The organism is Salipiger mangrovisoli, from assembly GCF_015223355.1.
Classification (GTDB): domain Bacteria; phylum Pseudomonadota; class Alphaproteobacteria; order Rhodobacterales; family Rhodobacteraceae; genus Salipiger; species Salipiger mangrovisoli.
In genome coordinates this window covers 1-2095 of the sequence record NZ_JADFFK010000080.1, presented here as the reverse complement: position 1 = coordinate 2095, position 2095 = coordinate 1, and the positions used below count along the sequence as shown (strand labels likewise).

At 68.8% G+C, this 2095-nt stretch carries 2 protein-coding genes; both read right to left on the bottom strand.

All coding sequences use genetic code 11. From position 1 onward, the window contains the following. Positions 1-191: 191 nt before the first annotated feature. Entirely contained in the window at positions 192-989 is a 798-nt protein-coding gene (locus tag IQ782_RS29490) for a TIM barrel protein (protein ID WP_194138222.1), read from the bottom strand. Between the two features lie 10 nt (positions 990-999). Continuing rightward, on the bottom strand, positions 1000-2010 hold the full coding sequence (locus IQ782_RS29485; RefSeq protein ID WP_194138221.1) for a Gfo/Idh/MocA family protein: 1011 nt from the start codon (positions 2008-2010) through the stop codon (positions 1000-1002). Positions 2011-2095 lie beyond the last annotated feature (85 nt).

Here is a 2095-nt window from a genome sequence, read left to right as displayed (position 1 = left end):
CGTCCGCCGATCTGCGCGCCGTAGAAATCCACGCCCGCGCGCCCGATGGTGATCACGTCCAAACTCTTGCTCATCTCAGGTCCTCTTGCTGTCCCGCGCGGTGCGGGCCCCTCGGGAAATTGCGGGTGCCGCGCGGGAGGAGGGCGCGGCACCCATTTCCGGGCGGCCGGGGAGCACGGCCGCCCGGAAGCTCAGACCTCGGCCATGGCACCCTCGCGCACGAAGGCGATGCTCTCGGCCAGCGCAGCCTCGGGATCGGAGAGCGCATGGACCTCCTCGGCGAAGGGCTCGAAGGAGAAGGGCCCGTCATAGCCCGCCGCCAGCAGCGCGCGGATCTGCGGCAGGTTCCCGAGCCGATCGCCCCCGTCCACGAGCACCCGGTGGCCATCGAGCATGTCCTCGACCGCGACGCCGGGATCGGTGACGCCGGAGATGTGCACGAGGCCGGTCCATTCGGGGAAAAACTCGGTCTCGCCCGCGAGGTGGTGGTGGAAGGTGTCATGCATCAGCCGGAAGACATCCTCACCGCCTGCGGCCTTGATCGCGGCGACGGCATCACCCTTGCGCCGCAGCGAGGAGACCGGAAAGCCCAGTGGCTCGACCAGCCCGGTGATCCCGCGCGCGCGCAGGATCGAGGCGAGGTTCCGCAGCGCTTCCACGAGGTCCACTTCGGACACCGGCGTGCCGTCGTTGAGCGGGCAGAGCACCAGCGCCTTCGCGCCGCAGTCGCGGGCGTAGTCGGCCATCCTGATTGCGCGCTCCGGCAGGTCGCCCGACCAGTCATTGAACGGGTAGAGCGCGTTGATCGACAGGATCTCCACCCCCGCCGCCGTGGCCGCGGCCTTCGCGGCTTCGGGCGCCACGCTGGTCATCACGTCGGGGATGTCGTTGCGGATCTCGACCCCGGTGGAGCCGAGCCGCCTTGCCATGGCGAAAAATTCCTCGACCGAGAACTTCGGCGCGCAGATGTGGTTGATCGCGAACTCCATGGGCATGTCCTCAGGCGTAGAGCGCGGGGCGCTCGGGGTTGGTGATGGCGATGGCGGTGCCCTCACTCTCCTGCGCCGCAACGCAGGCGTCGCAGGTGACGGCCGCCATGTAGCCATCCCAGGAGGTCGGGCCGGTGGCGGTGCCTGCCGAGGCGGCCTTGATGAAATCCTGCAGCTCGGTGTCGTAGCTGGCGACGAAGCGGTCCTTCCAGTCGGTGAGGATCGCGGTCTGCAGCGAGGCGTTCAGGCGCATCTGGATTGCCATGGGCTCGGGGAGGCGGGCGATGCCCTCCTCGCCGACGACTTCGCACTGGATGTCGTAGCCGTACTGGCAGTTCACGTAGATCTCGGTGGTGATCACCACCCCCCTGGCGGTGGTCAGCGTGACGATCTGCGGGTCGCGCAGCTTGGCGTGGCTCGCGGCGCAGGTCCGCGGGAAGGTGACGCGGGCCGAGACGTAGTCATCCCCGAGCAGCCAGCGGAACACGTCGATCTCGTGCACGAAGGTGTCGTGGATCGCCATGGGGGTCACGTATTGCTCGGGCACGGTCGGGTTGCGATGCGCGGCGTGGACCATGATCGGCGCGCCGGTGCGGGTCTCGACCGCCTGCTTGAGCGCGACGTAGCCCGCGTCGTAGCGGCGCATGAAGCCGACCTGCACCAGACGTTTGCCGCCCGCCACCTCGGCGTCGACGATGCGCCTGGCGCCCTCGGCGGTGGTGGCGAGGGGTTTCTCGCAGAAGCACGGCTTGCCCGCGGCGATGGCGGCGAGGACATAGGCCTCGTGCGTGGAGCCGGTCGAGCAGACCAGCACCGCGTCGACGTCTGCCGCGGCGATCAGGTCCTCGCCGCGCTCGTAGACCGTGGCGCCCGGCGCGAGATCGGCCTGCACCGCGCGGGCGGCCTCGGGGGTGTAGTCGCTGAGCGCGACCACCTCCGCCCCCGCCAGCACCTGCTGGATGCGCCTCGTGTGATCGCGGCCGATCATCCCCGTGCCGATGACACCGATTTTCAAAGTCATTTCCGTGGCCTCACTTGAAGTGTTTGTCGATAAGGCGCTGCATTTCCGCGCGCATGAACTTGCCGGACTCATCGGCCTTGTCCTC